The 24366-nt window shown below is 57.6% G+C and carries 16 protein-coding genes and 1 riboswitch; of the genes, 9 read left to right on the top strand and 7 right to left on the bottom strand.

Translation table 11 applies throughout. The features are described from left to right. Nucleotides 1–83: 83 nt before the first annotated feature. Nucleotides 84–692 (top strand): hypothetical protein, encoded by a 609-nt coding sequence (locus tag HMPREF0045_RS06190; protein ID WP_005986569.1) that lies wholly within the window; start codon nt 84–86, stop codon nt 690–692. Then, nucleotides 689–1783: a hypothetical protein gene (locus HMPREF0045_RS06185; protein ID WP_005986567.1), complete on the top strand. Its 1095-nt coding sequence runs from the start codon at nt 689–691 to the stop codon at nt 1781–1783. Before HMPREF0045_RS06190 ends, HMPREF0045_RS06185 begins: the two co-directional genes overlap by 4 nt. 133 nt (nt 1784–1916) lie before the next feature. Here HMPREF0045_RS06185 and HMPREF0045_RS06180 read toward each other — a convergent pair whose 3' ends face one another. Next, a complete protein-coding gene (locus HMPREF0045_RS06180) occupies nt 1917–3080 on the bottom strand; it encodes a hypothetical protein (protein ID WP_005986564.1) in 1164 nt (387 codons plus the stop codon). A 429-nt stretch (nt 3081–3509) separates the two neighbouring features. Here HMPREF0045_RS06180 and HMPREF0045_RS06175 point away from each other — a divergent pair, with 429 nt between their 5' ends. From HMPREF0045_RS06175 to HMPREF0045_RS06155, 5 genes are all read left to right on the top strand, one after another. Next, nucleotides 3510–3797 (top strand): DUF4235 domain-containing protein, encoded by a 288-nt coding sequence (locus HMPREF0045_RS06175; RefSeq protein WP_005986562.1) that lies wholly within the window; start codon nt 3510–3512, stop codon nt 3795–3797. Between the two features lie 382 nt (nt 3798–4179). Further along, entirely contained in the window at nt 4180–6645 is a 2466-nt protein-coding gene (locus HMPREF0045_RS06170; protein ID WP_005986560.1) for a (Fe-S)-binding protein, read from the top strand. 12 nt (nt 6646–6657) lie between these two features. Continuing rightward, a riboswitch (TPP riboswitch) is annotated at nt 6658–6763 on the top strand. Nucleotides 6764–6785: 22 nt separating this feature from the next. Next, complete coding sequence (locus tag HMPREF0045_RS06165; protein ID WP_005986559.1) at nt 6786–7850, top strand: thiamine ABC transporter substrate-binding protein; 1065 nt, start codon at nt 6786–6788, stop codon at nt 7848–7850. Further along, a complete protein-coding gene (locus tag HMPREF0045_RS06160; protein WP_005986556.1) occupies nt 7814–9682 on the top strand; it encodes an ABC transporter permease in 1869 nt (622 codons plus the stop codon). The genes HMPREF0045_RS06165 and HMPREF0045_RS06160 overlap by 37 nt, the downstream gene beginning before the upstream one ends. A gap of 2 nt (nt 9683–9684) precedes the next feature. Further along, nucleotides 9685–10788 (top strand): ABC transporter ATP-binding protein, encoded by a 1104-nt coding sequence (locus HMPREF0045_RS06155; RefSeq protein WP_005986554.1) that lies wholly within the window; start codon nt 9685–9687, stop codon nt 10786–10788. Between the two features lie 494 nt (nt 10789–11282). On the opposite strand, the gene HMPREF0045_RS06150 is transcribed toward HMPREF0045_RS06155, so the two are convergent. From HMPREF0045_RS06150 to HMPREF0045_RS06140, 3 genes are all read right to left on the bottom strand, one after another. Continuing rightward, on the bottom strand, nt 11283–12143 hold the full coding sequence (locus HMPREF0045_RS06150) for a hypothetical protein (RefSeq protein ID WP_005986552.1): 861 nt from the start codon (nt 12141–12143) through the stop codon (nt 11283–11285). Between the two features lie 32 nt (nt 12144–12175). Further along, on the bottom strand, nt 12176–13063 hold the full coding sequence (locus tag HMPREF0045_RS06145; protein WP_005986550.1) for a hypothetical protein: 888 nt from the start codon (nt 13061–13063) through the stop codon (nt 12176–12178). Nucleotides 13064–14027: 964 nt separating this feature from the next. Then, nucleotides 14028–14750: a Pr6Pr family membrane protein gene (locus HMPREF0045_RS06140; RefSeq protein ID WP_005986548.1), complete on the bottom strand. Its 723-nt coding sequence runs from the start codon at nt 14748–14750 to the stop codon at nt 14028–14030. Nucleotides 14751–15251: 501 nt separating this feature from the next. Here HMPREF0045_RS06140 and HMPREF0045_RS06135 point away from each other — a divergent pair. Together HMPREF0045_RS06135 and HMPREF0045_RS06130 are read left to right on the top strand one after the other, a co-directional pair. Next, a complete protein-coding gene (locus tag HMPREF0045_RS06135; RefSeq protein ID WP_005986546.1) occupies nt 15252–19061 on the top strand; it encodes an ABC transporter ATP-binding protein/permease in 3810 nt (1269 codons plus the stop codon). Nucleotides 19062–19669: 608 nt separating this feature from the next. Then, on the top strand, nt 19670–20488 hold the full coding sequence (locus HMPREF0045_RS06130; protein WP_005986544.1) for a hypothetical protein: 819 nt from the start codon (nt 19670–19672) through the stop codon (nt 20486–20488). A 298-nt stretch (nt 20489–20786) separates the two neighbouring features. Here HMPREF0045_RS06130 and add read toward each other — a convergent pair whose 3' ends face one another. The 3 genes from add to HMPREF0045_RS06115 all read right to left on the bottom strand — a co-directional run bounded on the left by add (nt 20787) and on the right by HMPREF0045_RS06115 (nt 24299). Next, nucleotides 20787–21785 (bottom strand): adenosine deaminase, encoded by a 999-nt coding sequence (add, locus tag HMPREF0045_RS06125; RefSeq protein ID WP_005986541.1) that lies wholly within the window; start codon nt 21783–21785, stop codon nt 20787–20789. Between the two features lie 200 nt (nt 21786–21985). Continuing rightward, the gene (locus HMPREF0045_RS06120; protein ID WP_040315754.1) at nt 21986–22879 is read right to left on the bottom strand and encodes a patatin-like phospholipase family protein; all 894 of its coding nucleotides are present in this window, start codon (nt 22877–22879) and stop codon (nt 21986–21988) included. Nucleotides 22880–23099: 220 nt separating this feature from the next. Further along, on the bottom strand, nt 23100–24299 hold the full coding sequence (locus HMPREF0045_RS06115; protein WP_005986537.1) for an aminotransferase class I/II-fold pyridoxal phosphate-dependent enzyme: 1200 nt from the start codon (nt 24297–24299) through the stop codon (nt 23100–23102). Nucleotides 24300–24366: the final 67 nt, after the last annotated feature.

Raw genomic sequence — 24366 nt, 5'->3', positions numbered from 1 at the left:
TTAGGCTAAGGGGGAGTCCATCAGGGCTAACCCATAACTGGGTATTAAAAGCCCTAAGAAAATCTAACTGGAGGCAGACTTTTATGACTGACTACAACCAGGTTCCCCAGCCCCAGCAGCCCTACGGCGCTCCGGCCCCCGCTAATGATATCCCTGCCCCCGCAGGTGCTTACTACGGCGCCCCCTCTGCTCAGACCGCTGCCGGTGGCGTACAGCTAGACGCCTACGGTAACCCGATTGTGGCTGCCAGCGCTCCGGCTGTTGGCTACGACCCCAACGCTTACGCCGCTCAGCAGGGCTACGGCGCTTACCCCCAGGCCGGCCCGGCCCAGCCCAGCCCGATTGGCGCGCTGTTCGACTTTGGTTTCAAGCAGTCCTTTGCCCTAACCGGCGCCAAGCTGGCTAACCTGACCATCACCGTCACCGCTGTCTTCGCCTGGCTGATCTGCGCGGGAGCTGCTGCTAACTCCAAGATCGTGTCGGTGTTTTTCAACAGCTACATTTACGGTGGTTACGCCAGCGGCGGCGACTCGAACGGCTTTGTGGCCTTCCTGATCTCTTTGCTGCTGGGCTTCCTGCCCACCGTAACCGCGATTGTGCTCGGCCGCCTGTTCGTGGAGAACGTGGTTGCTAACGTCAAGCAGGAGCAGGTTGCTAGCGAGACCCTAGAGCTGCTGCGTCAGGCCAAGTGAGCGACTACCAAACTGAGGACGGCCAGCCCAAATACGGGGTTCGTTTGAACCCTGAGGAGCTGGCCGTTCTGCGTGAAAAGCAGGCTCGCGAGGCTGAGCGTGAGCGTGAAGCTAAAGCGCGGCGCCTAGCTGAGCGTCGGGCTAAACGCCGCGCCGCTAAACGCGATTTTGCTACCGCTGAGGCGGAGTATGTTAGGCGGGCCCGTGAACGCGAGCGTGAGCGCGAAGCTGAAAATGAGGGCCACTTTGAACATGAAAGCCTGGCCGGACCTGAGGGACTGAGCGATCATGAGGCCGGGCATGGCCATGAAGGTCAGGCCGGGCGTGAAGGCCAGGCCGGGCATGAGGGCCAGGCCGGGCGTGAGGGGCGCTCTGACCGCGTTTATGGCCGCTATGACAACATAACCGGAAGCTATAGTTACTGGTCTGACGATAAGGATCGCGCTGACCATGAGGGGCGCAAGTCTTCTCGTGGTGAGGGGACGCGCGCTCCAGGCCGCTCGGCTGTCCGTGAGGGCTATAACGTTACTAACGACGACGACGAACCGGCTGGGCACTATCGCCTGGCTCCCGGGGGACGTTTTGTCTACCGGGCTGTACCCCGTAAGAAGAAGCAACGCGGCCGCTGGCGTCTGTTTATTATCGGCGTGTTCATGATGCTGGTGGTGCCCATGGTGACCCTGGCTGGCTCTTGGTTGTACCTGACGGGAGGCCCTAGCTCCTTTAAGGCTGGGCAGCTGCTGCCCGAGTCTGGGCAGGTGGCCTTGGAGGCCAAGACTAACTACATGCTCTACTCTCTGACCACAAGGGACGTTGATAGCTGTAGCGTGAGCGATCCAGCTGGCAAAGTGGTGGCCTATAAGGAAGGTAGTTCGAAGTTCCCGCCGGGAAGTTTTACCTCAACCACTGCTGGCACCTATGTGATTAAGTGTCAAAACACTAAGGACGTCAAAGTGGTGGGGCCGCCTATGCACATAGAGCGCTTAGATAGTTTGTCTATTGTGACCAACCTGGGCTTTGGCGTGGCCATAGCTGGCGTTTGGGTGACTATCGTGGGCTGGCGTAGGGCCCGCGCCCGAGGGCGCAAATAGACGCCAATAGATACGCCTGCGCCCGCCAAATTTTGGCGGGCGCAGTTTTGTTGGTATTGGCTGCTGCATTAGTGCAGGGGCTCTGTGCTAATGCAGGGCCAGTTTGGTTAGGCGGCGGCTAGCTTGGCCTTGATCAGCGGCCGGGGTCGAAATCGTCGTGGAAGCCGACCTTGGCCAGCTCTACGCTTTGGTCTGGCAGCAGCCAGTAGTACAAGCGCGGCGCCGCCGGGCTCTTCTGCTTGACGTAAACCTTGCGCGAGGTAGCGTCATCCTGCTGGCGGGTTACTGTCGGGCAGTTGTTGTTGGGGCCGTTGTGGTTGACGCGGTCAACTCCCGCAATGCCGGACCAGTTAGCGGATCGGGGAGCACGCGAAATGCCGCAGATAATCTCGGTACAGATACGTACCAGGCGAGTGTATTCGTTTGGCAACGTCTCTTTAGCACTCTCAAGGAACCCATCCTTAATGGTGTAATCCTTAAGTGGGTAATCTTCACGTAGTTTGCTGTCGAGGGTATTCCAGCAAATCTCAACATCGAGCTTAAACCTAGCGTAATCGCTAAGCTTTAGGTCAGGGTGGGTAAACCAATCTTTAGTGAGTTTAGAGTTTGGCTCAGCTGTAGAATTGGCAGATTTCTTAAGGCGGTCAACTTGCTGCCTTAATTTACGCATCTCGCTTTGTGCGTTATCGCGTTCTTCTTCCGCATCAAGACGTTCCTGATCAGCAACACTGACTTGACTCTGGAAGCGGTCCCTCTGGTATACAGTTTTTTCTAGTTCTTTCTGCATTTCGATTACATCGTTTTTGAGGCTATCGATCTGCCCTTGCCTCTGATCTAACTGCTGGGTTAGCTGTTTGTTTTCTTCAACCAAGGATTCGTTAGCTGCCTGGTTGGTAGTCAGTTCTTTAGTCTCTGCTAGCTTCTGTTTAGTTGAAGCTAGTTCCTGTTTAGTTTCTTCTAGTTCCTGTTCAATCTGGTTTTTTCGGGTATCTAGATCGTCGATGTAATCTATGTCGAGCTTGTGAGCTTCGGTCTCTTGTTCGAGTTCTGCGGTCCGCTGCTCAAGCTCCTGGGCTTGCTGTTCAAGTAGTTGCTCCTGTTGCTCAAGCTCCTGGGCCTGCTGGATCAACTGCGCAGCCTGACCAACAATGGTCTGCTTAGCAATTTCCAGGCTGATGTCAGGTTCGCTAGTAACGTTGGGCGGATCCTGACTGAAAGTAGTTGAGGCGTTAGTTGTGGCAACGTTTAGCCTAGGGCGCGCCTGCAGCCATTTTGCGAAAGCCTTTTTGTCTAGCATTGATACACCTTCCTTGAGGTTGTGAGTATGTAAGTACCTCCGCTTAGCTAATAATTGGAAAGCTTCTTAGGGGAGGTCTGATCAGTTTATATCTTTAGGCTGCTACGTGAGGCAATTTTGCCTAAGTTTCGCGCACAGTAAACAAACTAATTAAAGGTAAATATTTAAACCTTAGAAAGAACTAATTTAAAAATCTAAAGTTAATCTTGAGGTATAGAATTGTTCTGGTGTGACTGGTGTGAATTAAATAGATTAATGTGTGGTTGTGATAATAATGGGTGGGTAGTGATAGAAATCGACACTAATTAAACCGACGCTGCCTAAAAATGCTGGTGGCGGCGCATTTGGTGGGTCTCCTAAGTGGGCAGAGGCTGCAAGAGAGGCCGTAAGCGGGTCGAGAGTGGACGGCGTCGTCGCTAGAATTTAGCCATGGCTAAGAGCAACAAGAAGCAAGACCTCACCTGGAAGCTGACCGCTGCGGCGGCCACCTTCGCCTCCGGCTATGTGGCTGACAAGGTAGTTTCCCTAAGTTGGCGGGCAGTGACCGGCCGCCCGGCCCCCAAAGACCAAAGCCAGCTATCGAGCTACGCGGTGGCTGAACTGGCTGCATTCGCCATTATTTCTGGCGCAGTGCTAACCCTTACTCGCGAGCTCACTCTGCGTAGCGCCGCCGTCTGGTTCGAGGGCCACAACCAGCCCAAGCAGCTCGAAGCCTGACACTCGCTGCTGGCCGGGCTGACACCAAGGCTTGTTTGGCTGGCCCGACAAGCCCCGCCTGGCAAGTCTCGCTGGCTCGGCAGCTGCTCGGCCCGGCAGGGGCTGCTTGTCCGGCGAGCCCTGCGCGACCAGCTGCGACCCCTTAGGTTGGCAGAGCCTAAGCGCGCGGCCCTTGCCACACCAGGGGGCGGGCTTAGCTAACAGTGCACATAACTAGCTGCCGGTAGGCTATAGGTATGAGTGTTTGTGTCCCTGGCATGTTGGCATACCGCCTAACGCAATCCGGCGCAGCAATTGGGCTGAGTTTTACAGCATCCTTAACCGGGCTGCGTTTTGTTCGCCAATACTGGCAGGGACTGGGCTACTGGCAGGGGCTGGGTGCATGAACCATATTTCTGTAATCCAGTGGGTCTGCGGCGCACTAGCCGTCATTGCCACCCTGGTGGGCCTGGGTTTCTTCACTCGCGCCTGCCTAACTATCGCTAACCGCTTCCGCCTAGGCGCCCCGGTAGACCGTCAGCGCCTGCACCCGGTGGGCAAGCGCCTTAAAACTTTGCTGGTGAAAGTCCTATGCCACCAGGACTTTAAAGGTCGCCCCTGGATCCGCCTAGCCCACTGGCTAGTGATGGTGTCCTTCCCGATCCTGTTCTTTACGCTGGTCACCGGCTATGCGCAGATTTTTAGCCCCGACTGGGCGCTGCCGCTAATCGGGCATTTTCCGCCCTGGGAATGGCTTGTTGAATTTATTGCTTTAGCCTCCACGATCGCCATTATTGGCTTGATTGTGGTGCGCAGCGTTAACACCGCCCACGGCCGCAAGTCGCGTTTTACCGGCTCAACTCGCTGGCAGGCGCGGTTTGTGGAGGCCACTATTGTGGCCGTGGTGGGCTGCGTAGATTTGCTGCGCGTGGCCGAATCGGCTTGGCTTAGCGCCGCCCAGCATGAGCAGTCGGCTAGCTGGGTGCATTTCCCGATTTTTGGTTGGTTGGGTCGCCCGCTGGGTCAGGGCGCCAATCCAGAGACGCTGGCTAATGTCATTGCGGTGTTGGCGCTGGTTAAGATCCTGTGCTCCATGACCTGGTTTGTGATTGTGGGCTTGCAGCCGTCTATGGGCGTGGCCTGGCACCGCTTCCTGGCTTTTATCACCATCTACGCCCGCAAGCACGACGACGGCACCTCTGCTCTGGGTCCGCTTGACCCCATGATTGTGGATGGCAAACCCCTAACTGTCGATTTACTCGATGAGCTTGAAGAGTCCGACGCCGAACCTACCTTTGGGGTTAGCCGGATCGAGCAGTTCCATTGGAAAGCTCTAGCGGACTTTTCTGCCTGCACTGAATGCGGCCGCTGCCAGGATCTATGCCCGGCCTGGAACACCGGCAAGCCGCTTTCCCCCAAGCTTTTCACCCTGGCTTTGCGTGACCACCACGCCGCCGTAGCCCCCTTTATTGCCGCTGCCCAGCAGCTAGGGGTGGAACCTGAAGAGGTCAGCGACGAGCAGCTCGCTCAGCGCCCAGTGCGCCTGGGGGTGCGTGACGGTTTGAGCGTAAACACCTCCCTGGGCCTGGCCGAAAACAGTGCCCACACCCAAGACATTTTGGGGGCGCTGCTGCAGGCCAAAGCGGCGCCGTCGGAAACTGGCGTGGCCACCAAACCCGCCCCACTGGTTGGCGAAGTCATCGGCGAGGCTGCGCTGTGGGCCTGCACCACCTGCGGGGCTTGCGTGGATCAGTGCCCGGTGGACATTGAGCATATTGACCGCGTGATTGATCTGCGCCGCAACCAGGTGCTGATGGAGTCGGCTTTCCCCAAGGAACTTGGGCAAATGTTCCGCAAGCTTGAATCTAAAGGCAACCCCTGGGGTCTGCCCCCGCGCAAGCGCCTAGAGTGGGCTAAGGGCCTGGAATTTGATGTGCCCGTGGTGGGTGTGGATGTGGAAGACGCCAGCGAAGTGGACTACCTGTTCTGGGTGGGCTGCGCTGGTGCCTATGAGGATCGCGCCAAGAAAACTACCCGCGCGGTGGCTGAGCTGCTGCATATTGCCGGGGTTTCTTTCGCGGTTTTGGGCGACGGCGAATCCTGCACTGGTGACCCCGCCCGCCGCGCCGGTAATGAGATCCTGTTCCAAACTTTGGCTGCGCAAAACGTTGAAACCTTAAACGAGGTTGGCGCCAAGCGCATTGTGGTTACCTGCGCTCACTGCTTCAACACTATTTCGCGTGAATACCCGCAGGTGGGCGGCAATTATCAGGTGCTGCACCACACCCAGCTGCTAAATCAGTTGGTGCGTGAAGGTCGCCTAAAGCCGGTGGCCCCCACAGCGGCGTCCGCGCAGCAGGCAGCGACGGCGTCGGTAGCGGCGTCGGAAACTGCCCCGGCGCAGCAGGCACCATCCGCAGCGGCAAGCACCCAGGCGGACTCTGCGGCGTCGTCGGCAGAAGCGACGGCGTCGGCAAAACCTGCTGCAGTGCAGGGGCTGCAACTAACCCCCAAAGTCACCTACCACGACGCCTGCTACCTGGGACGACACAACCGGATCTACTCTCCGCCGCGTGAACTCCTGGCCGCAACCGGCGCCGAACAGGTGGAAATGCCGCGCAACCACGAACGCGCCTTCTGCTGTGGTGGCGGTGGTGCGCGAGCCTTCATGGAAGAAACTATCGGCACCCGCATCGCAGCCACCCGCGCCCGCGAAGCCCTAGACACGGGGGCCAAAATCGTGGCCACTGCCTGCCCCTTCTGTACCACCATGCTTTCCGACGGCGTGGCCAGCCAAGGCGCTGAAGACGTGCGGGTTATGGACGTAGCACAGCTGATGCTAGAGGCAGTAAAACGCGGCAATAACTAGTACCATGTAAATGCAAACCCCAGGGGAGCACCACAGCGGTGCTGAGAGTGCGCTTGGCGCAGACCCTCGAACCTGATCCGGGTAATACCGGCGTAAGGGAGTCGGGCTCTCTTCCCCTCCAGCTCAAGCAGGAGGAAGTAATGCTAACTGGTCACGTGCTAACTCGTCGTGGAGTAATTGGTGGCGCCCTCGCCCTGGCCAGCGCGGCCACACTGGCGGCATGTGGGCAAGACACCAAGGCTGACGCCAAAAAAGTCACGGTGGTAACCCACAGTTCTTTCCAGGTTTCTGACAACCTGAAGAAAGAATTTGAGAAAACCAGCGGTTTCAAGCTGGAAATTGTGGACGGCGGCGACGGCGGCGAGCTGGTCAACAAGCTAATCCTGTCCAAGGACGCCCCCCAAGGTGACGTGTGCTTCGGCGTGGACAACACCTACGCCTCCCGCCTGCTAGCTCAAGGCGTGATCGACAAAGACCGCACCGTGGACACCATTCCGGAAAGCGCCGAAAAGTACCTGGTAGACAACAACCGTGCGCTGGTGCCCATCGACATGGGTGACGTGGCCATCAACATCGACAAAACCTACTTCACCAGCCACAACCTGGCTGAGCCCAAGACTTTCGAGGACCTGGCTAAGCCTGAATACGCCAAGCTGTTGGTGGCCATCAACCCCACCACCTCCACCCCTGGCCTGGCCTGGATGCTGGCAACGGTAGGCCACTTCGGCGCCGACAAGTTCAGCGACTACTGGAAGACCCTAGTTAAGGGCGGCGCTAAGATCGCCTCGGGCTGGACCGAAGCCTACAACACCGATTTCAGTGCCGGTGAAGGTAAGGGCGCCTATCCGATCGTGGTTTCCTATGCCTCCTCGCCCTCCTACACGGTCAGCAAGGACGGCGCCTCCACCACCACTGCAGCCCTGCTAGACACCGCTTTCCGTCAGGTGGAATACGCCGGTGTGCTTAAGGGCGCCGCCAACCCGGCAGGTGGTCAGGCCTTCATTAACTGGATGCTGTCTAAAAATGTGCAGGCAGACATTCCCAAGAAGATGTACATGTACCCGGTGGACTCATCCGTGCAGCTGCCCGAGGCGCTGGCCAAGTTCGGCCCGCTGGCTGAAAAGCCGGTAGAGGTTGCCCCCAACAAGATCGCGGCGGAGCGTGAACAGTGGCTCAAGCTATGGGCCAGCGCCGTCGGCAAGTGAGCGGCACGCCAGAAAAAATCCAGAGTGGGGACCGCCATGCCGGGCCCCAGCGCACCACAGGCGAGTCTGCCGGAACCCAGCGCATCGGGCCGCGCATAACCTTCAGCCAAAAACTGGCTTGGAGCCTGGCAATAGCTTTACCGCTAGGCTTCCTGGGACTGTTTTTCGCTTGGCCAGTGGCCAGTTTGGTGATGCGCGGCCTGCTCGATAACGGCCACCTTGACCTGGCTGGGGTGGGCGAAGTGTTCCTGCGCGAACGCACCAGCCGCGTGGTGGGCCAAACCCTGTACCAGGCCGCCTGGGCCACAGGAATTAGTGCACTCGCCGCCCTGCCCGGGGCACACCTGCTTTACCGCCGTCGTTTTGTGGGGGTGGGGTTGCTAAAAGCGCTGGTGATTGTGCCTTTCGTGCTGCCCAGCGTGGCCGTGGGGGTGGCCTTCCATTCGCTGTTAACCAAGGGCGGCTGGCTAGAATCACTGGGTTTAGATGGCACCTCACAGGCGGTTATTGCCGCCATGGTGTTTTTCAACTACGGCTTCATGCTGCGTCAGGTAGGTAGCTTCTGGGCGCAGCTGGACCCGCGTCCCGCCCAGGCGGCAGCCAGTTTAGGGGCCGGGCCGGCGCGAGTGTTTTTCACCATCACCTTGCCGCGCTTGGCTCCCATGATCGCGGCGGCCGCCTCAGTGACCTTCCTGTACTGCTGCACCGCTTACGGGGTGGTGCTGGTGCTTGGTGGGCGCGGGGTGAGCACGATTGAAACTGAAATCTACGTGCTCACCGCCCAGTTCCTTGATTTGCGTGGCGCTGCGGTACTTTCGGTTGCGCAGATTGTGCTGGTGGCGGCTTGTTTGTTGGTTGCTGAGCGGGCCCGACGGCGCTTTGGGGCGCGCAGTGACTGGGTGGGTCAGGTTCCCGCTAGCGCCCTTACCTGGCGTGACCTACCGGCTATTGCGTTCACGACGGCGCTGATTTGCTTCCTGCTGGTGGCCCCGATAGCCTCGCTGCTGGTGCGTTCATTTAAACGTAGCGGCGAGTGGACCCTGGCCAACTACCTGGATCTGTTTAACCCACAAGCAACCCCAGCTTTGCTGGTGAGTGTGGAGCAAGCCGCCTGGTTTTCGCTACGCACAGCCCTAACCGCCGGGGCTATCGCCATGGTGGTGGGGGTGTGTATTGCCGTAGTGGTTTCACGCCAACCCCGCTCCACTTGGGCTAAACGTGGCCTGGTGTGGCTAGATGGATTCTTCATGCTGCCGCTAGGGGTTAGCGCAGTAACTGTGGGTTTTGGTTTCCTAATCACCCTGGCACGCCCGCCACTGGCCTTAACTAAATCCTGGTGGATTGTGCCGCTAGCCCAAGCTGTGGTGGCAGTGCCGCTGGTGGTACGCACTTTGGTGCCGGCGCTGCGAGGAATTGACCCGCGCCAACGCGAAGCCGCCGCCTCCCTAGGTGCCGGGCCGGGGCAGGTAATCCGCAGCGTGGATGGGCCAGTGCTGTGGCGCAGCGGCGGTTTAGCCGCAGGCTTTGCCCTGGCCACAAGCCTGGGCGAGTTTGGGGCCACCTCATTCCTGGCTCGACCGCAAAGCCCCACCCTGCCGGTGGTGGTGGCCCAGCTAATTAGCCGCCCGGGTGCCGTAAATCAGGGCATGGCGATTGCGGGCGCGGTGGTGCTGGCTCTGGGGAGTGCCTCAATCATGCTGATCTGCGAGTATCTGCAAAACCGCGCCGCTGCTCGCAAGCCGGGCAGTCGCAAGCTGGGCAACCGTGGGGCGGACAGTGGCAAGCCAAGTTCCCGCATGAAGCGCACCGCCAGCGCGATTAATAAGGATTGATTATGAATCTAAAAGGTATTTTTTCGCGGCGCAGTGGCGCGTCCCAGGCCCCGGCGCCGTCGGTCTCCAACAGTTTTGCGCCCACTTCCACTAGCGCGCAGCTAGAAATAAAAAACCTACGGGTGCGCTACCTCGGACGCGACGTCGACGCCGTCGCCAATGTGAGCCTAAACCTAGCCCCCGGACAAACCCTGGCCCTGCTGGGAGACAGTGGCAGCGGCAAATCCACGCTGTTGCGCGCGGTGGGCGGGCTGGTGGACGTCAGTGGCGGCGATATCTGCTACGCGGGCGAATCAGTGTTGCAAGTGCCGGTGCATCAGCGCGGATTCGTGTTGATGTTCCAAGACGGCCAGCTGTTCAACAACCTGAGCGTGGCCGAAAACGTGGCCTACGGGGTGGGGCGCCACTCTGAAAAGGTAGTGGCCCAAATGCTTGAGCTGGTGGGCATGAGTGCTTACGCAAACTCGCCGGTAACCGAGCTTTCAGGTGGTCAAGCCCAGCGCGTGGCCCTGGCGCGCGCCCTGGCCCCCAATCCGCGCCTGCTGCTGCTAGATGAGCCGCTCTCGGCGCTTGACCGCTCGCTGCGTGAAGGCCTGGCGCGCGACATCCGCAGTATTTTGCGCGAGCGTGGCACCAGCGCCATTTACGTCACCCACGATCAAGACGAAGCCATGCGAGTAGCTGACGTGGTGGGCATTATGGCTGGTGGGCGCCTGCTTCGCCTGGACACTCCTGAGGGGTTGTGGGCTGATCCTGGCGGCGTGCAGGTGGCTCGCTTTTTGGGTTTTGGTCCCTTCTTAGATGCCGACGCCGTCGCAGCACTGGAACTGCCGCTAAAGCTAGAGTACGGGCAGATCCTAGCCCCCGCACCAGGGGCCTGGTCGCTAGCCCCCGCTGACGCAAGCCTAGGGGATGGGGTTGCGCAGGCCGGCGTCGAATCAGTGACTATGAGCCAAGGCAGCTACCTGGTACAAGCCAGCTTGGAGGCGGCCGCAGCTGACCCGCTCACGCTACGCACTAGTCAGCGTCTAGAAGTAGAACAGTGGATCAATGTGCGCCTAGATTTAAGCCGCTGCCCACTCATTGACATGCGCAAACGGGCCTGAACGCGGGAAAACTAGCCTAAATACGGGAACGCGCCGGAGCGGACAATAGGAAAGGGGTGAGGCACAGTCCGCTCCGACGCAAGTCGGGGATGGCCTGCAATTTAATGGATGGCAAGCCTCATCCAGTTGAAGGCCGCAGAGCAGCTTTGCTTGACCTGGATACGCACCTGGGGAAAGATGCGCAGCCGCGAATCAAAGCCTGTCGCCACCGTAAGGGCACGATGTTGACAACCTAAGCTGATCTGATGTCTTAACTCCTATCAACACCAAGAACTATAACTGAGCCAAAGAAAAGCGGCAAAACTTGTATGATCTCTATAAAAGGCGCGAAATTTCGCGCAAAAATGACCTTTCCTTAAAATATCCTGAGAAAATTGTGCACATACTCTCAAAGTCGGATTTGGTCAGCTTTACATATTACAAATGACGCAGGCAATACCCAAGAAAATCTTGAGGCATTGCCTGCGTCGTCGTAGAAAGGAAGAAGGTGTCTTTTAGAAGATACCGTCAGCGTTCTGGCCGCGAACTACGCCGATGGGGCGCATCTCCGAGCAGAAGTTACCTACTTCGGTGCTCCAGAAGGACTCTCCTTCACTCCAGCGCAAAGTGCCGCCGGGTAGGTTGAAGGAGTCGCCGTTGTTGCGCCACACGGCCTTACCAGCCTGAGCGTGGTGGTCGTAGAGGTGGAAGTAGGACTTGGGCTGAGACTTGATGGCGTTGGCGTAGTAAGCGCTTTCGCCAGCCAGGGACACGCCCTTAACAGCCTCGATCTCCTGCAGGCTCGGGTAGAGCACCGGCGCCTGGCTTAGGGTGGCGCGGATCTTGATGCCGCCCCAGGTGGTGCCGGTAGAGAAGGCCATGTCTGCGATGTTGTCGCCACCGCGACGACGAGCTGCGGGCACGTAACCCTTGCCGTTTAGCCCCTTGGCGGTCCAAGTCCAGGTGCGGGCGGCCTGTTCGTCGACGGCGTCGTTACGGTTTACGCGGCTGGTCTTACCCCAGGAGGTGGACGCTAGTAGCGGGCCATTGGGGCGAGCGGCAGTACCGTCAGCGCGCACCGCAGAGAAAGTGATCATCCAGGGACTGGCTACGGTCAGGGCGTAGTCGCTGAGGTTGATCAGGTTGAAGCTGGGTACCTTGCTAAAGCCGTTGGCCAGGCCGTCGCTCGGCTCGGTCCAGTAGGCGGTCAGGCCGTCCCAGGCGACAGCAGAGAGAACCTCGTCAATAACCTTGCGGGCTTCGGTAGAGGAAACCTTCTTTTTGTCGGGGGAAGGGGCCGCAAAAGCACCGGCCGACAGTGACACAGCCGCCGTAGCGGTGGCGGTGCCAATGATTAGTTCGCGACGCGAAACCATAATTCGTCCTTAAAGTATGGGGGCTTCTAGGATCAGAAACGACCGTCGGTGGACTCGTAGCCACGGCTACCGCGCGGAGGCAGGGTGTCAGAGACCCAGTTACCAACCGAGCAGCTCCACCAAGACTCGCCCACGTTCCAAGAGTGGGTGCCGCCGGGAATTGTGTAGCTGTGCCCGTTGGTCTTCCACAGAACACCGGTAGAGCTGCTCAGCAGCGGGCCGCCGTAAATCATCTTTACGGTAGCGGTCTCGTTCTTGATCTTGATGTATTCCTCGCAGCGCTTGAGGTCGATGTGGTGAATCTCTTCGATCGACTCACGCTTGATGGTCACCTTAGGCAGGGACATCAGGGTGGCCTGAACGATAATGCCGCCGCCCTCGGTTATACCGGTGCTGAAGGAGAAGTCAGCCTGGTTGTCACGGTCAACAGCCCACTCGGCAGAGCGAATGGGGGTGCCGGCGTGACCGCCCTGAACCTGGTTGAAGGTCCAGTTCCAGGAGATGCCCTTCTGGTTACCCTTGTCGCCGGTGTAAACATCGACGTTGCGGGTGTAGTTGTCAATGTAACCCCAGCTGGTGGTGGGCTTGGCCGGGCCGTTGGGTACGTAGCCAGAGCGAGAGGTACGGATAGCCTCGAAGTGAATCTTCAGAGGGTTCTTGATGCTGGCGTTAACCTCGTAACGGCTGAGGTTGATCACGTTGAAGCTAGGCACCTTGTTGCAGCCGTTACCAAGGCCCCAGCAGGGCTCGGTCCAATAGGCCATCAGGCAAATGCAGTTGAATGCCTCGTCAATGATGCGCTTCTTTTGGGGGGTGCAAGCACTGGTTGCAGCCGCAACCGCAGGGCTAGCGATCGCAATGGCTGGTACTGACCAGGCAGCACCCTTGGCGATGTTACGCCGTGAAATTTCCTGTGCCACGTCTACTACTCCGATAACTCTTCTTGGGAACTCAAGTGGTGTCAGAATAGGTCTTAATTTGGCCAGAATTAAAGCCCAGTGACAGGCGTTATAAAAGCTTAATTTTATTAGTTGTTATCTTTTATATTACCTGGGAATATGCTGAAAGTGCAGGTCAGAGGCACTTTTGAGGGCAGGGTCTGGGGTTGGTGTGACAATATGTTAACCAAGCGTGATCATTCCTTAAGTGGAACCCAAGAATACTCTCAGGAAACTTTAAGGAAAAAGCCTCGAAATTAAGTTAAGAAGTTATATTAAAACCATATCAGTTGTTAACCTAAAGTGTGATAGCGGCGCCCCCGCAGGTCCATTTGTGCGCATGACTGCACGTCACAATCAGTTTGTCGGGCGTTGTTTCAAAGTGATTGGTTAAGCCTTGTCAAGAGGGTGGTGTTGCAGCTTATTTAACAAGACTGGATGGCTGAAAATATGTGCATATTCGCAGGTAGAAGCCGGTTTGTAAACTGGTTGATGCCGATCGACTTTGGCGTTTTATAAGTGCCAGGTGCGGCTTTTTGCCTCGAAGTTTGGCCCTGGGTTGACCCAAGCGGGAGGGCTGGCAAGCTGTGTCCTACCATTAAAACTGCCTAAACCCGAATTTCACCGTTGTGCCCTGAAGGTCTGATGAGTTGCGTTTTGCTGATATTTGGCTCGACGGCGCCGCTGAGGCGCTCGGCTGAGTTCAGCAGGCAAGGGGAATGCTGGCGAATGGGAATGCTGGCAAGCGGGAGATGCTGTGGCGCGGCGTCGAGGAGGGCTGGCGAGCGGCGTCGTCGTTTTTGTACCTATATATAAGGAGACGTGACATACAAAAGAGCTAACGCAAAAGGATGCTTGGGCTGGGCCTGCGTGGGCAAGAGAACTGGGCAAGAAAAAGGGGCCGGCGTGCCACTACGTCGACCCCAAATGCCCAGTAAACAGGTGTTTAATGCTGAGCGCGGCGCGTGAGCCACCGGTCAAAACCGGCGAAAATCAAGATGCACACCAGCGCAAAAACCAGTGTGAAACCAATGGCCATTAGCGAGACCGCGTAACCAAGCACCTCCACGTTCAAAAATCCGTAAGGATAAGTGTGGGTGATGGCGCCACGAATCAGAATGAAAGGCACCCAAGCCACCGGAATCACTAGGGATCGCAAAATCACGCCGCGATCAATACCTCCACGCGGGCCGGTGATAAACCAGGCCAGCACCATGGCCAGGGGAACCGCGATGTGCTGAATTGGGTTAGTTAGGTAATCCCAACCCGAAAGCTCTTTGTATGGGCCAATAAAACCGGCGTAAACAATGCCGGTCACGGTGATCATCATGGTGGCGCACAGCTGCAAAGCTCGCCACCAGTTACTGGCCGGGCCCTGATGGCGTGCCAGGTACGTGGCCACCACTGCCACCAGGATGTTTGACCATTCCGTGAAGTAGCTAAAGGTTTCAAATAGTCGGGTAGGGGCGCCGGACCAGCCCGGGGCGCTGGCGCCAAACATGCCGGGGTCCACATTGCCGCGTGCATAGCCGTCGCAGGCAGTAATAATTACAGTGGCACTGAAACCAAACCAAGTTGTTGCTGCAATCGTGCCGTAAATCAGACGCGCATTTCGACCCAGTGCCGAGGCAGGGGTGTAAGCCGAGGCGGGGGTATAAGTCTTACTCACGCACTTCAGGGTATACAACCCCAAATACAGGCAAAATCGTCCCTTCCCTATAAAAAATTCATGGGGTTTTATAGGGAACGGACGAAATGTCAGTATTTGTAAACCGTAGGGTTGCAGTGTGAGACAAATGTTTGGGCTCTGAGACCAGGGTGGGCGGTGGCTGAGCGGGCGGGAGAGGCAGGATGCCGGGGAGGAGTGCGGGCGGCGCGCCCGGCGCGGCACGCTCGGCGTGGTGGTGGCTGGGCGGCGGTGCAGTAATGCTTGGGCGGTGGCTGCTCGCTGGCGCGAGAGGTGCGGGCGGCGGCGCGGGAGAGAGAACATGGACGGCGTCGCTGGTGTGGCGGCGGTGCCACTGCAAGCGGGCCGCCAATGCGGCGTCGTCATTAATGTGGGCGTCACCCTCAAATACGGGCGCCACCCTCAACGCAGCGGCCTCCCTATTAGCATTCCTAATAATGAACCCGCGCCCGCGCTTGAGGCGATGCTGCATAGACTGAGGGCATGCTTGAGCTCCGCGAAATCTCGAAATCCTATGTCACCAGCGCATTGACGCAGGTGGCGCTGGATGACGTGAGCGTAACTTTCCGTGACAACGAGTTTGTGGCAATCCTGGGCGCCTCGGGCTCGGGTAAAACCACCATGCTGAACGTGATCGGCGGGCTGGACCACTTCGATTCAGGCGATCTGGTGATCGACGGCGTTTCCACCGCCCACTACAAAAACCGCGACTGGGACGCCTACCGCAATGCGCGCGTGGGTTTCGTGTTTCAAAGCTACAACCTGATCCCGCACCAAAGTGTGGTGGCCAATGTGGAGCTGGCACTTACGCTTTCGGGGGTTTCGCGCGGGCAACGACGACGCCGCGCCCTGGCTGCCCTGGAAACTGTGGGTTTGGCGGAGCACTCGCACAAGCGGCCCTCCCAGCTGTCGGGCGGGCAGATGCAGCGCGTGGCCATTGCGCGTGCGCTGATCAATGACCCCGAAATTGTGCTGGCCGACGAGCCCACCGGCGCATTGGACTCCACCACGTCGGTGCAGGTGATGGACCTGCTGCAGGAGGTGGCCCGCCAGCGCCTGGTAATTATGGTTACCCACAACCCTGAGTTGGCTCACCAATATGCCACGCGCATCGTGGAACTGGCTGATGGGCGCATTATTTCTGACTCGGATCCGGTTGTGGGGGAGCTGGAGGATGTGGACAGCGACGGCGGCGGTGATGCAGAGGGTGCCGGTGGCGGCGACGGCGGGGCTGGTGTGGCTGGCGACGGCGTGGCCGGGGGTGCTGAGAGTGGCGACGGCGCGGGCGACGGCGGGGCTAAAGGCGCAGGTCGCGGCGCAGCTAGGGCTGCGCGTGAAGCTGCGGCCCTGAATGATGACACTGCGCAGCTGCCCATCATAAGCGCTGGTGAGCAGGGTGATGGTAGTGCTGCTGAGAGCAATGGCGCTGCTGAGGGCGACGGTGCGACTGAGAATGGCGGGGCGACAGAGGGTGACGGTGCGACTGAGGCTGACGGCGCGACTGAGGGCACGGGCGGCGTCGTCGGGCATAAAGAAGGCCAGCACAGGGCGAGCAGGCGCAGAACAGACAGGGCCGCAAAACGGCGGGGGCGCAACAAAAACCGCGCGGATGCCAGCCGTCCCGGGCACAAGCCGCGACGCGTGTCTATGGGGCCGCTGACCGCGCTGGGGCTCAGTTTTACCAACTTGATGACCAAAAAGGGGCGCACCGCCATGACCTCATTTGCGGGGTCGATTGGCATTATTGGTATTGCGCTGGTGCTGGCGCTGGCGAGCGGTGCGAATAATTACATTATTACCACCCAGGAACGCGCTATGGCCTCTTATCCACTCACTGTTGAGCGGGTGGGAATGGATTTAACCGGCGTATTATCTTCCTCGGCAGCGGGTGAAGCGGCACCAAATGACGGTAAAATTCATACCGCCTCGCAGTTATCTAATGTGACTGCGTCAATGAAAACCAATGATTTAACCTCGCTGCAAAGCTATTTAAAGGGTAATGGTGGCAACATAAATAAGTATGTGCGCACCATTGAATATAATTATGGAATTAATCCGCGCATCTATCTGCCAAAAAGCTCTAAAGGGCCGGTGCAGGTAAATCCAGATGTGACCTTCGCTGAAGGCTCCACTAATTTTGGGGCTTTCCAATCCATGACTTCCACAAATATTTTCAAACAGTTAGCTAATGATCGTTCGCTGTATGTAAATAGCTATGATGTGGTTAGTGGGCGGTGGCCGACGGCGGCAAATGAGCTGGTGGTGGCGCTAGATTCTAATGGGCGCTTGCCTGAGCGACTTGAGTACACGCTAGGGTTACGCGACTATGGACAGTTGCAAAACGCTATGGCTAAACTGCGTCAAAACGAGGGTGTAAAACTCAAAAATACGGCTGCTATATGGGCACCTAAGCAAATTTTGGGCGCTAAGTTTAAGTTAGTTAATGTGCCTGATCTTTACAAATATGATGCGAAATATAAGGTTTGGAGTGCTCGGGATAATGATCCTGCTGCGCTCAAGCAAATTGTAGCTGCTGGAACTGATCTAAAGATTGTGGGCATAGTTAAACCCACTTCCAGCGGCGGTGGATTTGGGCAATCTAGCGTGCTTTCTCCGGGTATCTACTACACTGGGGCGCTAACGCAACAGGTAATTGCTAAGGCGGCGGCGTCGCCAATTGTTAAGCAGCAGTTAGCTGACCCCAAACGCAACGTATTTACCGGCAAGACTTTCGAAGAGGAAGCTAAAGAACACGCTAATCCGCAAATTGATTTGTCTTCGCTGATCACTATTGATCAAGATAAATTGATGGCAGCATTTAAATTTGATCCGTCCTCTATTAATACTGGACTGAATAATTTAGATTTCTCTGGGATCGATTTAAGTGGGGCTGTGGGTAATGTGCAGCTGGATTTAAGTAGCTTGGATCTAAGTCAGATGCCTGCGATTGATTTAAATGGGCTGGACGCATCCAAGTTGGATTACTCGACGTTGCAGAAACAGTTTCCGCAACTGGCCAACATTGACCTAGCCAAAGTGGTGCAGGCGGCGCTAGCTAACGGGGCTATCAAGCCTGGTGGCAGTCAGGCGCTAAGTAACATCCTCACCCAGGTGGTGGGCGGTTTTATACCCTGGTATGCGCAGCATGGGGGCGACGACGGCGACGGCGGTGATGGTGGCTCAGGAACGCCAGGGCAAGCTGACCCTGCCAAGATTGCTGCGGCGGTGACAAAGTATCTGCAAACTGAGCAGGTGCAAAAACTGTTGGTACCAATCTTTAGTGGCGACACCATAATTGACCGGGCCAAGCTTACCGCGAATCTTACCCAGGCTCTGGGTAATGATCCGGCGGTGCAACAAATTGCTGAAAATGTTTCAGCTGACCTGGCTAGTCAGATTTCCAGTAAAGTGGCCAATGCGCTTAGTTCTACGGTTACTACCGCGCTAAGTAAGGCTGTTGGGCAGTTGCTGCAAAGCTCACTCAATCAGCTGATGACCACCTTGCAAACCCAGCTAACTACCCAGGTGCAAAACGCCATGGGGCAGATTATGGGTAACCTGTCCAGTGCTATGCAGGTGGATGCGAACAAACTTAAAGATGCATTTAAGTTCAATATGAAGCCGGCGGAAATTGCGGCATTATTGACGCAGCTACTTAACCCTAATGCCACCACGGCTCGTGCCAATTTACTCACCTTAGGGTATGCGCGCGCTGACCAGCCGGAACGCATTGATATTTATCCGAAGTCTTTCGCCGATAAAGACCATGTTAAATCCATTCTTGCCAGCTACAATGCGGAAGCTAAAGCTGCCAAACAAACCAGCAAAGTGATTGTCTATTCAGACCTGGTGGGAATGCTGATGAGTTCAATCACCAATATCATTAATATTGTGACTGCACTGCTGGTGGCATTCGTGTCTATTTCGCTGGTGGTGTCGTCAATTATGATTGGCATTATTACATTTATTTCCGTGTTGGAGCGGCGTAAAGAGATTGGAATTTTGCGTTCAATTGGTGCGTCTAAAGCCGATATTCGTCGCGTATTTAATGCGGAGACCCTGATTGTGGGGGCCCTGGCAGGTTTGCTAGGTGTAGGTGTGAGCGTATTGGTGACTATTCCAGCCAATATTTACGTGGCCGACCGCTTCGGAGTGCAAGATATTGCCACGCTGCCGGTTGCTGCCGGGGTGATTTTGGTGGTTATTTCCATGGCCCTGACTTTCTTGGCTGGTTTACTTCCGGCCTCCAAGGCGGCGCGCGAAGACCCAGTAGAGGCCCTGCGCGGAGAATAAGCACACACACAAACACAGGCAAATACAGGCAAAATCATCCCTTCCCTATAAAAATTCCATGGGGTTTTATAGGGAACGGATGAAATGTCAGTATCTGCGCGCGAGAGTATAAGTTGTTAACCAATCGGCTGGGGTGTGGTCAAGGATTTGCGGCGTGAGCTAAGGCCCTGCGGCGTGGGCAAGGGCCTATGGTGTGAACAAGGATTTGCGGCATGGGCCAAGCTTCCGCGCTGTGAGTCCATGCCCTGTGCTGTAAGTCCAGGCGCTTCGACTTAACCGCAGACCTGGTAGTTAGCCGGGGCCTCGGACCTGCACTTCAGGCCTGACCTACCCAAGCAATCTGACCTGCCCAAACGATCTGGCTCAGTAGGCTCTTGCGGCCGGCCTTACTTCCGGCCAGCCTTAGCTTTGATCGCACCGCCTTGCGCTCGGCCTCTTTGTTGCCAGCTTAGCCAGCCTAGTCAGGTCCACTTCCTGGACACTGTAAATGCCTGCGCCACCTGCCACTTTGAGTGTGAAACTCCCCAATTTTTCTCAATGTCTAGGCAATTTTAAGGTGAATTGGATATTTTTGAACCAGTCAAATTCTCAGATCAAGGTGGTCTAAAGTGCTTAAAAACAGCGGATTAGGCAAGCGAATTTTGCGCCGCACCAACACTTTCCTGCTAACTGCGGCTGTGGCTGCGGCGACTCTCGGGGGTGGCGCGGTTGCAGCTCCGGCAGCGACGACGTCGTCCGTGGCGGCCCCGGTAGTGGTGGCGTCGTCGGCAGCGCAGCTAACCCAAGCTGGCGTAGTCGGTAAGATGGGCGCCCCAGGCACCGGCGTCATCGACTCCAGTAACGGCTGGGTGGACAAGACCTGCACGGTTAAAGGCGGAGACTGGGTTTATCAGGGTGGTGACTCCTGGTGGTACCGCAATTCGGACGGCTCCTACCCAAGCAAATGCGTAGCCACAATTAAAGGCGTTAAATATCTATTTGATGCAAATGGTTGGGCTGCCAGTGGATGGGGTGCTTCAAAGAAAACAGATAAATTAGGTAACAAATACTGGTATCATTTCACCACTAATGGTTTAAGTAAAGGCTGGCATATTGAGGGCTCGGCACGCTTTTACTTAGACGGTGGCGACGGGCATATGTATGTCAACTGGAATACCATTGGTGGGAAATCTTATTACTTCACTCCCGGTGGCGTAATGGTTACCGGTTGGTATAAGGCCTATCCGGGTTGGTATCACTTTGGGGACGACGGCGTATTAACCACTGGTTGGTTTAAGTCCGGTAATGCTTGGTATTACCTAGACCCAGGTAAAGGCTCCACTAATTTGAGCGGCGCATATAAGGGTCTAATGCTTACCGGTTACCAAACTATTGACGGCAAGCGTTACTATTTCGACGCGTCGGGTAAATGGGACCCCAGTAAATAATTAATATTTACTGCTATCTGCTGGCTCCGGGCCTGCAGGCAGCCTCCGGCCTGCGTGCGTTGGGCTGGCCTGTCTGCGGCCTCGGATTGTTTGCAGCCCCCGGCTAGCTGGATTGCCTGCGGCCCGGTCCTGCCTGTGTTGGGTTAGTCTGTTGCAGCCTCGGCCTGCGCGCGTCAGGCTAGCCTGCATGTGCCGTCACTAATATGCATGCGCCGTCGCAAATACTGACATTTCATCCCTTCCCTATAAAACCCCATGGAATTTTTATAGGGAAGGGATGATTTTGTATGTGTTTAAATCAGACAGCAGCGAGCTCTTCGCGCAGGCGCTGCTTTACGGCCAGCGGCGCCCAGGAAATCTCGATCGCGTTAGCCACCAGGGCGCGCAGGAAGTCCTCGTCAACCCCATCGTGGTCGGCCACGCGCTGGAAGTTGTCGCCGATGTAGCCGCCAAAGTAGGCCGGGTCGTCAGAGTTGATAGTCACCAAAACGCCGTCGGCAACTAGCTGCTTAACCAACTCAACCTTGTCAGACTCAGAAATCCACAGGTTCGAAATCGGGCAGCTGGTCAGCCCAATACGGTGCTCCACCAGGTACTTAACCAGCGCCGGGTTCTCCACCACGTTGGTGCCGTGGTCCACGCGCTGCACCTGAATGTCCTCAATGACCTGGCGGATGTGCTCAATAGAGTCTTTAATGTCGACGTCGCAGTGCATGGTCAGCTGGTAACCCTCGCGGCGGGCGCGGGCAAAGACTGCGGCAAACTTGGCCGGCTCGTGGTCGGTTTCGTCAGAGTCCAGGCCCACGCCCACGATCCACTGCTTGTAAGGCAGCGACTCCAGCAGCGTAGCCATGGCGTATTCGGGCTGGAAGTCGCGCAGGAAACACATGATGAACTGGCTAAATACGCCCAGGGTTTGCTCGGCCTCAAGCTGGGCGCGGCGCAGACCAGAAATCACGGTGTGGAAGCTGACCCCACGGCAGGTGTGTGCCTGGGGGTCAAAGAAAATTTCTGCGTAACGCAGTCCCTGGCTGGCGGCCTTGCGGTAGTAGGCCATGGCCAGGTCATAGAAGTCTTCGCTGGCGAGCAGCACATTCATGCCGTCGTAGTAGGCGTCTAGGAAGGAAGCTAGATCGTTGAAAGTGTAGGAGTCCTTAACTTCCTGCTCGCTGCTAAAAGGCAGCTTGATGCCGTTGCGCTGGGCTAGCTTGAATTTCAGCTCCGGCTCTAGCGTGCCCTCAATGTGTACGTGCAGCTCAACCTTGGGTAGAGCCTGAACTAGTGCCTCGTGGGCCATTGCGTCTCCTTAGAAAAACTGGGAATTTAGTAAATTCTAGTTGTCTTGCGGTGTCCGCGTGACCCAAATTACGCGCTCAGTGTGCTCGACGACGCCGCCCCAAGCTCCCGACGACGACGCCGGCCCGTGGTCCCGACGGCGCCGCCCCGTCCCGGGCAGGCACTCCGTCTCTTGTTAACGCAAGCCTGAGAACGTCCCGCTCAGACCCCCAGGAATTCCTTGATTGCCGGCAGCTCACGCTGAGCCTGGGCGTAACCCACCTGGTAGGCCTCTTCGAGCACTTCATAGCGCATTTCGAGCTTGGAAATTTCGGTGACTTCCGGGCAGTAGACATAGGCGCGTCCCTCAGCTTCCAGTCTGAAAGCGGTTTTGCGGGCGGCGTTGTAGCGGGCGCTGCGGGCGGTGACGGCGTCGGCAATGGAAGGTAGACGTGGGAAGGCGGCGCGCATACTGGCGTGGGTGCCCAGACGCGTGGCCGGCTTAATGAAGTCGCGCGGGCGAGTGAGCACAATCAGGAATTTGCGGTAGCCGTCGCGCATGGGGGCATCCAGCGGAATGCCGCCGTTGGGTCCAAGAGCGCCGTCGACGTAAGTGTCGCCGTCAATCTCTACCGGCGGCATCAGCACCGGCAGGGTGGATGAGGCGCGCGCAAGTAAGCCCACGTCAGAGACGCTATGCATGTCTTCTTTGGTGAACCACACGGCCTGGCCGCGCGTGGCGTTAAAAGAGCCGATCCGCACTTGCGCCGGGTTGGCCATGAAAGTGTCGTAGTCGAAGGGGAAATCGCCGTCAGCCTCGGCAATGTCGTGGTAGAGATAGTCCACATTGAAAATGCCGCGCCCAGCTAGCCAATGCTTGTAACCACCAAATTCGGGGCTGAGGGCCACGTCTACGAAGGAGTCATGGGCGCGGGCGGCGTCGCGCGAAACATAGTTAACAGTGTGCGAGCTACCTGCGGAAATGCCGGAAACATGCGGAAAATCTAGGCCCGCCTCGATCAGGGTGGCCACCAGTCCGGCGGTGTACACCCCGCGCATACCGCCGCCTTCAAAAACTAGCGCTGTGTCAGGAAGATGTGTCAATGCGGTACTCACCGCGCCAGCCTACGCTAGGGCGCTATGGCCAGGTAAGGATAGACACACGTGAGCCGCCCCGCTACCGGTGTGATCCAGTTAGCAGGGCGGCTTGCGTTGGGTTTGTTTTTAGGGCCGACGACGGCGCCCGGCTGACCCAGTCAGTCCAGGCCAGCGCGGCAGGCCAATCTGACGGGCCGGTCCAGTCAGCTCAGCCCAGCCCAGTCAGCCCAGCCAAGCCTTAGATCTGGGCTAGGGCCTGATCAAGGTCGGCGATCAGATCGTTGACGTCCTCCAGGCCTACGGCCAGACGCAGCAGGGTTCCGGGCACGCCCCCAACCCCGCCGGTGCGGGTCGAGTGGGTCATGATTGCCGGGTGCTCGATTAGCGACTCGGGCGCGCCCAGTGACGCAGCCAGCGCAAATACGCGGGTCAGGCCGGTTAGGCGAATGGCGTCGTCCTCATTGGCCAGCTCGAAAGAAAGTACCCCACCGCTACCTAGCGGGTTTTGGCGCTGAGCCAACTCGTGCGCCGGGTGGCTGGGCAGGCCCGGGTAGTAGACGGCAGTTACCTTGGGGTGGGCCTGCAAGAACTCGGCCACCGCCTGAGTATTGGTGCAGTGGCGCTCCACGCGCACTGCCAGGGTTTTTAGGCCACGGTGAGCTAGGAAAGCGTCACGCGGGGACTCAATAGCCCCCAAAGTCATCTGCAGGCGGGTTAGCTCCTCGGCGGCGTCGCGAGAATCAAAGAACGGGGTGACGTGCTCAGGCAGCTGCAGGCCGTCGCGCAGCACCACCGCGCCACCAACCACATCCGAGTGCCCACCAATGTACTTAGTGGTGGAGTGCACCACCACGTCCGCGCCCAGCTCCAGCGGGCGCTGCAGCAGCGGGGTGGCGAAGGTGTTATCAACCACCAAAAGTGCCCCCACCTCGTGACATAGCTCGGCGACGGCGGCAATGTCGGTAACCGTTAGGAAGGGGTTAGAGGGAGTCTCCACCCACACCAGCTGAGGGCGCTGGGCGCGAATTTCGCGTGCGGCCACATCCAGATCGGTGAGGTCCACAGCCGCTGAAGTGAAGCCCTCGGCGGGCTTAATGACACTGAAAAGCTTGTGAGTGCCGCCGTAAACGTCGGTTGAGTGAATGATGTGGTCGCCGGGGCGGGTTAGCAGGCGCACTACGGTGTCCTCGGCGCTCATGCCGGAGGGGAAGGCGAACCCGTGGGTGGCGCCTTCCAGGGCAGCTAGGGCGCCGGCGAAAGCGTTGGTGGTGGGGTTGCCACAACGACCATACTCAAAGCCCTGCTTGAGATCGCCGGGAGCATTTTGCACGTGAGTGCTGGTCACATGCATGGGCGGAACCACATCACCGGTAACCGGATCTGGCTCAAAACCCAAGTGAATCGCGCGAGTGGAGAAAGCGGCTGCGTTGTTTTCCATGTATTGAGTTTAATTCCAGGCTTCTCCCTTGTTAATAACTACGCCACACGCATAAGGGTGTAGGTCA

Source organism: Actinomyces graevenitzii C83, assembly GCF_000239695.1.
Lineage (GTDB): Bacteria > Actinomycetota > Actinomycetes > Actinomycetales > Actinomycetaceae > Actinomyces > Actinomyces graevenitzii.
The sequence above is the reverse complement of the archived record's forward strand: the minus strand, read 5'-3'. Positions and strand labels throughout refer to the sequence as shown.

Bases quoted from the DNA above. Each gene is read 5' to 3' on its own strand.
- HMPREF0045_RS06180 (WP_005986564.1), bottom strand. From the start codon at position 3,080: ATGCTAGACAAAAAGGCTTTCGCAAAATGGCTGCAGGCGCGCCCTAGG.
- HMPREF0045_RS06165 (WP_005986559.1), top strand. From the start codon at position 6,786: ATGCTAACTGGTCACGTGCTAACTCGTCGTGGAGTAATTGGTGGCGCC.
- add (WP_005986541.1), bottom strand. From the start codon at position 21,785: ATGGCCCACGAGGCACTAGTTCAGGCTCTACCCAAGGTTGAGCTGCAC.
- HMPREF0045_RS06175 (WP_005986562.1), top strand. From the start codon at position 3,510: ATGGCTAAGAGCAACAAGAAGCAAGACCTCACCTGGAAGCTGACCGCT.
- HMPREF0045_RS06190 (WP_005986569.1), top strand. From the start codon at position 84: ATGACTGACTACAACCAGGTTCCCCAGCCCCAGCAGCCCTACGGCGCT.
- HMPREF0045_RS06150 (WP_005986552.1), bottom strand. From the start codon at position 12,143: ATGGTTTCGCGTCGCGAACTAATCATTGGCACCGCCACCGCTACGGCG.
- HMPREF0045_RS06135 (WP_005986546.1), top strand. From the start codon at position 15,252: ATGCTTGAGCTCCGCGAAATCTCGAAATCCTATGTCACCAGCGCATTG.
- HMPREF0045_RS06155 (WP_005986554.1), top strand. From the start codon at position 9,685: ATGAATCTAAAAGGTATTTTTTCGCGGCGCAGTGGCGCGTCCCAGGCC.
- HMPREF0045_RS06115 (WP_005986537.1), bottom strand. From the start codon at position 24,299: ATGGAAAACAACGCAGCCGCTTTCTCCACTCGCGCGATTCACTTGGGT.
- HMPREF0045_RS06170 (WP_005986560.1), top strand. From the start codon at position 4,180: ATGAACCATATTTCTGTAATCCAGTGGGTCTGCGGCGCACTAGCCGTC.